Here is a 7,809-nt window from a genome sequence, read left to right on the forward strand (position 1 = left end):
CGCACTTGACTGGGGGTCAAGGGGTCGCAGGTTCAAATCCTGTCGTCCCGACCAGCGTTTTCGCAGGTCGCAGGCGGTATCGGAGGAATCCGGTACCGCCTTTCCGTGCTTGTTGGGTACCAGGTGGGGACCAGTCGGTCCAGCGGTGGTGTCCGGGGGCGGGCTGGACGGCGAGGGTGATGGGTGCGGTGAGGGCGTTGCCGGCGTTGGTGATCTGGGTCATGTCGGGGTGGAAGTAGCGCTGAGTGGTGAGCAGGGAGCCGTGTCCGGCGATCTTGCGGAGGACGTGGGCGGGGACGCCTGCGTCGGCGAACCAGGTGAGGCCGGTGTGGCGTTTGGAGACGGGGTCGAACCAGCGGACGCGGGCACGGTAGGGGGAGGGGCGGTCGGGGCGGTGCTCGATGTCGCTGGACCCGTACACCGAGCGGGACGGTCTCGGTGTGGGGCATCAGGCGGCGGGCCCGGGGGAGACGCGGCGCTGGGTGATCCAGTGTTCGACGTCGCGGGCGCTGTAAAGGGCCCGCGCGGTTGTTCTCGGCGCCAGGAACTGGGGGAGCATGGCGAACAGAACGCTGATGCGCTGGGGGGCGAGTCGTAGGAGGGCCTGTGTGTGGGTTTTCCCGCGGGCGCGTTGGCGGGCGTAGTCGGTGCGGGAGGCGGGGTCGGCGTTTATGCGGGCGAAGGCGGAGAGGAACATCGCGCGTTTGAGCTGCCGGTTTCCGCCTCGCGGTGCGTGTTCGCCGTGGGTCGAGGTCCCCGAGGATCTGGTGGTGGGGGCGAGGCCCGCGTAGGAGGCGAGGTGGGCCGCGCGGCGGGAACATCGCGGGGGATCTCTCGGAGGAGGGCAGCGGTCTGGCGGTCAGCTCCGCCCAGGTCACCGGGATTTCCGCCGCGCTGTATGTGGCGGGAGCGTGTATCAGAGCGCTGTTCTCCGGCCAGCTTACTGACCGGTACGGCCATAAGAAGCTGTTCACGGTGACCCTAGCGGTCCATCTCGGAGCAGCCGCGCTGACCGCACTGTCGTTCGACGCCTGGTGATTCTTCGTCTTCCGTTTCCTCACCGGATTCGGGATCAGCGGCGAGTATGCGGCCATCAACTCGGCCACCGACGAGCTGATCCCCTCCAAGTACCGGGGACATGTCAATCTGGTCATCAGCGGCAGCTACTGGCTGGGTGCGATCGGCCGCTCGCTGCTCTCGATCGTGATGCTGAACACCTCGGTCCTCCTCAAGGACCTGGGCTGGCGCCTCGCCTTCGCCCGCGGGGTCGTCCTCGGCCTCGTCGTCCTCCTCGTACGATGGCACGTCCCGGAGAGTCCGCACTGGCAGTTGATCCACGGCCACGGCGCCGAGGCTGACGACTGGTCGGTTCGGTTGAGCGGAGTGTCGAGCGGGAACGGGGCATGAAGCTCCGCCGCCGACCGGCGAGATCACGATGCACGAGCGGAAGAGCATAGGGTTCGGGCGCATCGCCAGCATCGTCTTCCGGCGGTACCCCGAGCGGGCAGTGCTCAGCCTGTCGCCCTTCATCGGGCAGGCGTTCCTCCACAACGAGATCATCTTCGGTTTCGGGGAGATCCTGACCACCTTCTTTATGTGCTGGCCGGACACACGGGCGTCGGCGCCCCGCACCCCCCGCCCCACCTCGAACGCCCCACGCCCCACGCGCCTGAACGGCCGAGGCCCCCGGCAAGCGGCCCGCTCGGGAGACGGGAGGCCCGGGGGGCCGGCCGCCCCACCTCCGGTCACCAGGGTGCGGTGCGCCGTAACCCCGGGGGCGTTGGGCGCGGTGCGCGGGAGGCCGGACGGCGAGTGCGGTGGGATCAGGCAAGGATTTGCCAGTTTTTCTGCAGCATTGTCTCCCTCCGGGCTGGTTGAATTTTAATCGTCAACCGCCTTTCCGATAGGGCCGGTTGGCCTGTGCGGGCGGCTCGTACGTCGATCAGCCCGCTCGGATCGTCGCAGATCAACTTCGAATGGAAAGAGGCACTCCCTTGAAGCGAACAACACTCCGGACAGTTGGTCTGGGGCTCGCAACGGTTGTTGCAGGCCTCGGCCTCATGGCGCAGCCGGCCACCGCCTCGGAAATCGCCCCGCCCGCCTCGGCAAGCGCCGGGGACGCGGCGGCCCTGGGGACTGTCTACTTCATCAACTGGGAGGGTTACCAGGGGCAGATCGACCTCTCGCCCGGCAACGGCAAGGAAGCCTGGGTCTGGGCCTTCAACGGCGGCAGGTACCCGGTCGAGGTGCGCTACCAGTTCTACAACGGTAACGTCTCCTCGACGGTCATCACGCTGTTCCCGGGCGAATCAAGGGCGTTGAACAGCGACTCGGACGTCTGGCGAATGAGGTTCACTGAAGCCAACCCCTTCGCGAGAGACAACAGGGATTCCGGTTGGCTCGGAGGAACCGCTTGATACCGTTGGTGTGTGACCCAGTAGTCGCGCCCTGAATTCTCACGGCTGCGGAGGCCGGGCAGGAAAGAAATTCCTCATGATCTCAGTGTGAGTTTCCAGAGCCGACGAAAACGGCTCTGGAAACCAGGGCCACCGCTCGGGTTCACGACATCCACGCCAGTCTGTTCGCGCAGCCAGCCGAACTGCGGGTCGCCGTCGTTCTGAGGGTACGGCGAAGCCCCATCAACCCTCTCGGTGAAAGTTGATGGGGCTTTCGCCTGGAAAGCGGGCCCGGACACGGGTACCGAGGTTCGCCCGGTGCGTATCGGGCCACTTCCCGGCGCCTGCCCCGTGTTCTGCGGACACCTGTGGCGGGGGCCGGGCCCCACGTTTTCGGCGCTCCTCAGTCTTCCTCGGGCCTGGTGGCGGCGGTCAGGACTCGGGTGAGCCAGTTGTTGCGTGTCTGCCGAGAATCGAGGAGGAGGGATCGGCCGGCCTGCCGGCGGCCCTCAGAAGGCGGCTGCCGCGGACCGGTACGTGGCCGGTGTACGGGGACTCCTTGGGCAGCAGCGGGTCGATCTGCGCCACGATGGCCTGGGCGGCCTCGCCCGCGAAGACCCGGTGGTGGTCCTTTTTACTGGTCCAGCCCTCGATGACGTGAACGACGTCGGAATTGGAGGCGGAGCGGGAGACGAGGTAGACGAGGCAGAACTTGCTCGTACCCGGGCTTCCCTCCGACGTCGTCGACTAGTCGGCCATCTGACGCTTCGATAATTCCCCCGACGATCGGTTCGTGAAAGCCGCACAAAGTTATCCTGCGCCAGAGGTCCTCTCGTAAGTTCGCGCGAAGGTTTGGTATATCGTGATTCACTCTTCAGCGGTAGTAGATCCGTTTGCTGAGATCGATCCAGATGCGTCGATAGGGCCGTTCTGCCGAGTCGGGCCCTATGTCAGGATCGACCGGGGAACGCGTTTAATCTCGCATGTGGCCATCTTTGGCCCTACCGACATCGGAAAAAGTAATATTATCCACCCGTTTGCCTCGCTGGGTGGGTTCCCGCAGGACGTTAAGTTCCTCGATGACCGCCGTGGGCGCCTGGTAATTGGCGACGGTAATCAAATAAGAGAGTACGTCACCGTGAATCGGGGAACGGCGAAGAGTGAGGGAGTCACTCGCGTTGCCGACGACTGCCTTCTCATGAACAGCGTTCATGTGGCGCACGACGTCACGCTGGGATCCGGATGCGTCATAGCAAGCGATTCCTTGATCGCCGGGCACGCGATCATCGATCGGCATGTGCGGCTGTCTGGTGGGGTGAGAGTCGGTCAGTTTGTCCGGCTGGGCTCCTACGCTTTCGCTGCGGCGGGCGCGCTTATTGACAGGGACGTTATCCCGTATGGCATCACCGCCGGGACGGACCGTGCAGCAATCCGAGGCATTAACCTCGTAGGGGTCAGGCGTGCCGGATTCCCCGACGCTGTCGTGCGGTCCCTGGTCAAAGCATGGCAGATTTTGAGCGATCGGGACCGACCGTATGAGGATCGCCGCGATGCCGTGCGCGCTCGTTTCGGGCATGTTATCGAGGTGCTCCATGTATTGGCATTCATGGACGAAAGCAGAAAGCGGGGGCAGGGAGTCAGGGTGGTCCGGGCCGGCGCAGGACTGAGTGGCGAGGCATGAGCGCGATTACGCCGTACATGCGTCGAACCATTGCGGCACCGATTCGGGTGCAGGGCGTCGGCCTTCATTCGGGCACCCCAGTTTTCATGACTGTTCTGCCCGGATCCGACGGTATAGCATTTACGCTGGGCGGTATCCGTACGCTTGCCCTCCCTCGACACATCTCACGAACAGTGCTGTGTACCCGGTTGGGTCCGGTTTCCACTGTGGAGCACGTGATGAGCGCTTTCGGGGGACTGGGAATCACCGATGTCGAGGTGGAAGTCACCGCGCCGGAAATACCGGCCCTTGACGGAAGCGCTGCTCCTCTCGTCGCGCTGATAAATGGTGCTGGAATTCGCGACATTCGGGAGGATGAGCAGCCTCGACTGTCCGTTCCGTTTGAGATTGTTGATGGCCGGCAGTACATCAGGGTGGCCGCAGGAAGTGGCCTGTGGAGCTACACATATGACCGAGGAGAGCAGTGGCCGGGGAGACAAACCTTTTCCTGTACGCTTCCTGCTGGGTACGCAGCGCAGGTTGCTCCTGCTCGTACTTTTGCGGCTCGCGCGGAGGCGAAGCAGGCGCTCGAGCGTGGGCTCGGTCAGGGGTTGGACTACCGTACGGCACTCATCATAGGACCGAAAGGGTACGACAACGCGCCACGGTTCAGTGACGAGCCTGCCCGGCACAAGCTGCTCGACCTAATAGGAGATATGTACCTCGCAGGAATTCCTGTTGAATTTCTTGACGTAACGGCATATCGAACCGGTCACACTGTTTCAGTGAGGGCGGCGCAGCGCCTCCACTCTCTTGTTGAAGGGAGCAGCCAGATGCGGTGATCCTCAGCTATCCTGGTTTTCTGCCAAATGTAGAATCCGCACGCTTCTGGCTCGCAGTCACCACGTCCAGTGACGGGGGATTTCGAATCGTGGGGTTCCCTCTGATGACGGCACGCATGACCGGTGATTCGAGCGCCGTTTCCGGTGGTCGAATCAATCAGCCAACCCACGGGGCCAACCTGTCTGAAGCCAGGGAATCTGCCCCGCCGCGAAGGCCGTGGAAGGATTCTGCGGCAATCAGCGCTGTTCGTTGCCTCGTCGCTGCGAGTCAGGTTGGCATAGAGACGTAACACAATCATGCGACCCACTGCCAAGCGCCGCCCGCCAAGGGCGAACTCATCCTTGGGCGGGCGAACCGAGAACCGGGCCCTGTCCAGTTCATCCGGGCTGCTCCCGAGGAGCCGGCGCAGGGGTTCGCTCTCGTGCTGGAGCCTTCCGCCGTTGCCGAGTGGCTGCTCGAAGCCGGATCCGGCGACGCTCCCCGCGTCTGTTGGCCGCGGGCCGTCGGGGATCTCTGTGAGCGACGCTCCGCCGGCGCTGCTCGACGCGCTCGTCCGGCTGCTGCGCCTGCAGGAGGGTTCGCGCAGCGATCCGGTCTGGGGCAAATGAATGCGTCACAGGCCTTCCGGACCGGGGGTTCGGCGCCGGAGTGGCTCGACAAGTTCGACGCCGTGGCCGATATCGCACAAGTAACTAAGAATCCCTATGGGCAGAACGCTCTTTATGCGCTTCAGTAAACTCGGCAGGGGCCGGCAGGATCAGGCAACCATTTGCAAGTTTTGGGCAGGCCTTCCTGTCTTCGGGTTGGATAGACTCCTCTCTGCACCTGCTTCGGCCGGCATTTTTTACAGGGCAAAGAACCCAGTACCCGACATCCACCCGTTGCCGAATCCGGCAAGACGTGCCGGTTCCAGCAGTGACGCGACTCGCCAACGAGTCGAGTGATGCCCGGAAGTCACGTATTTTTGTGTTACGGAGATTTTTTCCAGCAATGCAAGTACCACATTTCAGAGATTCCTCGCCCCCTGAGCCGGCGGATCCCGAAGTTGGAGAAGGACACAGGGAGGCGTCTTGTTCAATCGCACTACCCGAGTGGCGCACATCACGACTGTCGGGGAACAAACAGTACCGACGGCAAAGGAAATCTTGGCGGACATCGACAATGCCCAGGGTCCAGCCGGACGCTTTTGAAGCGATGCGTCAAGGAAGGCTCCGCATGGGCTTGGTGAAGGCACACGGCGACCTTGCGGACTTGGTCGATGCCTTGGCCGTCTTCAGTAGCCACTACGACGAGATCCAGCTGACGGTCACTACGGCATCGGGTACGGAAACGCCGAGGCGGTCTTCACGCCGGACCGGATCAATTCCGGCCACGCGAGTGCCCTCGCGCGGCCGACAGAAAACACGAGGCAGTTCTGTGAACGTAAGTAAACGGTGGACAAACACCATCCTCGGGGCTGGTCTCGCGGTGACCCTGCTCAGCGGCTGCGGCTTGCAACCCGGAGGAGGCACCGACAAGCCCGGCAACTCAATCGTCGTGGGCATGTCAGACAGCATCCTGGCCGCAGATCCGGCCTCGGGCTACGACCCGGGGTCCTGGCTGCTGTTCAACAACGTCTTCCAATCCCTGCTCAGCTTTCCCCGAGGAGGCGCGACCCCCCAGCCAGAAGCGGCGAAGTACTGTGCGTTCGAGAACGGCAACAGAACTTACCGGTGCACGCTCCGCGACGGCCTGGCCTTCAGCAACGGCAACAGCCTCACCTCCGAGGACGTCAAGTACTCCTTCGACCGGGCGATCAGGATCAACGACCCCGCCGGCCCCGCGCCGTTGCTCTCCACGATCGCGGAGATCACCACCCCGGACGCGGAAACGGTCGTCTTCGAGCTCAAGGTTCCCGACGCCACCTTCCCCAACAAGATCGCCTCGGGAGCCGGCTCCATCGTGGACCACAGCGAATACCCGGCGGACAGCCTGCGCAAGGATGGCAAGGCCGTCGGGTCGGGGCCCTACACGCTGAACTCCCTCGACAAGTCGAAGGCGGTCTTCTCGGTCAACTCCGGTTACCGGGGAACAGCACGAGTGAAGAACTCGGGCATCACCCTCGACTTCTTCGGCGGCGACCAGAAGAAGTTGGCATCCGCGCTGGAGAAGGGCGACATCGATGTCGCCTATCGCGGTCTGTCCGCGCGGGACATCTCCCAACTGGAGGCTTCCACCTCTGCGGCCGACAGTGGCATCAACGTCGTCGAAGGCACCAGCGCCGAGGTGCAGCACCTGGTCTTCAACATGAAGGACCCGGTGGTCGGACGGCTCCCCGTGCGCAAGGCCATCGCGTACCTGCTGAATCGTGACGCACTCGTCAGCGAGGTCTACCATTCCACGGCCACCCCGCTGTACTCGATCATCCCGGCCGGCATCACGGCCCACAACACCGCGTTCTTCGACATGTACGGCGGGGACCCGCAGCCGGCCAAAGCCGAACAGGTGCTGCGTACCGCGGGCATCACCGGCAAGGTGAGGCTCACGCTGTGGTCCACGCCGAGCCGCTACGGCCCCGCCACCGACGACGAGTTCCGGGCGATCGCCAAGCAGCTCAACGCGAGCGGACTGATCGACGCCGAAGTCAAGTCTCTGCCCTTCGACCAGTACGAGAAACGGATCGCGGCCGGCGAACTCGGCGTCTACGTGAAGGGCTGGGTCCCGGACTACCCCGACCCGGACAACTTCACCCAGCCGTTCTTCGGCAAGGACAACGTCCTTCAGAACGGCTACGTGAACAACGACATCACCGACCGGATCATCCCCGACACCGCCGCCCATGCCGAACGGGGCACCACCGAGAATTCCTTCGGCGAACTCCAGGACGACGTGGCCGAGGACCTGCCGATCCTGCCTCTGTGGCAGGGGAAG

General features: G+C 63.8%; 5 protein-coding genes and 4 pseudogenes. 6 read left to right on the forward strand and 3 right to left on the reverse strand.

The window, feature by feature from the left end; all coding sequences use genetic code 11:
• Positions 1-16: 16 nt before the first annotated feature.
• Together GA0115259_RS42365 and GA0115259_RS32205 are read right to left on the reverse strand one after the other, a co-directional pair.
• Complete coding sequence (locus GA0115259_RS42365) at positions 17-421, reverse strand: site-specific integrase (RefSeq protein ID WP_107469319.1); 405 nt, start codon at positions 419-421, stop codon at positions 17-19.
• Positions 422-448: 27 nt separating this feature from the next.
• A pseudogene (locus GA0115259_RS32205) lies at positions 449-808 on the reverse strand (transposase); the annotation flags it as partial.
• Between GA0115259_RS32205 and GA0115259_RS42370 the strand changes: the two are divergent.
• Positions 763-1,617: pseudogene (locus GA0115259_RS42370) on the forward strand (MFS transporter); the annotation flags it as partial. The pseudogenes GA0115259_RS32205 and GA0115259_RS42370 sit on opposite strands and share 46 nt — an antisense overlap.
• 377 nt (positions 1,618-1,994) lie before the next feature.
• Positions 1,995-2,417: a hypothetical protein gene (locus GA0115259_RS32220; RefSeq protein ID WP_141716779.1), complete on the forward strand. Its 423-nt coding sequence runs from the start codon at positions 1,995-1,997 to the stop codon at positions 2,415-2,417.
• 501 nt (positions 2,418-2,918) lie between these two features.
• Here the strand turns inward: GA0115259_RS32220 and GA0115259_RS42375 are convergent.
• Positions 2,919-3,134, reverse strand: a pseudogene (locus tag GA0115259_RS42375) (putative quinol monooxygenase); the annotation flags it as partial.
• Between the two features lie 124 nt (positions 3,135-3,258).
• Between GA0115259_RS42375 and lpxA the strand changes: the two are divergent.
• From lpxA to GA0115259_RS32245, 4 genes and pseudogenes are all read left to right on the forward strand, one after another.
• Positions 3,259-4,077 (forward strand): acyl-ACP--UDP-N-acetylglucosamine O-acyltransferase, encoded by an 819-nt coding sequence (gene lpxA / locus GA0115259_RS43000; RefSeq protein WP_161230519.1) that lies wholly within the window; start codon positions 3,259-3,261, stop codon positions 4,075-4,077.
• Between the two features lie 17 nt (positions 4,078-4,094).
• Positions 4,095-4,898, forward strand: coding sequence for a UDP-3-O-acyl-N-acetylglucosamine deacetylase (locus GA0115259_RS32235; RefSeq protein WP_237540645.1), 804 nt, complete (start codon positions 4,095-4,097; stop codon positions 4,896-4,898).
• Positions 4,899-5,272: 374 nt separating this feature from the next.
• A pseudogene (locus GA0115259_RS32240) lies at positions 5,273-5,495 on the forward strand (AraC family transcriptional regulator N-terminal domain-containing protein); the annotation flags it as partial.
• Positions 5,496-6,315: 820 nt separating this feature from the next.
• A partial coding sequence (locus tag GA0115259_RS32245) for an ABC transporter substrate-binding protein (protein ID WP_370748958.1) occupies positions 6,316-7,809 on the forward strand: 1,494 nt, incomplete at its 3' end.

Source organism: Streptomyces sp. MnatMP-M17, assembly GCF_900091995.1.
In the GTDB taxonomy this organism is placed as follows: Bacteria; Actinomycetota; Actinomycetes; order Streptomycetales; family Streptomycetaceae; genus Streptomyces.

What these genes read in the sequence shown, in the direction of transcription:
- GA0115259_RS32235 (WP_237540645.1), top strand. Translation starts at nt 4,095, where the DNA reads ATGCGTCGAACCATTGCGGCACCGATTCGGGTGCAGGGCGTCGGCCTT.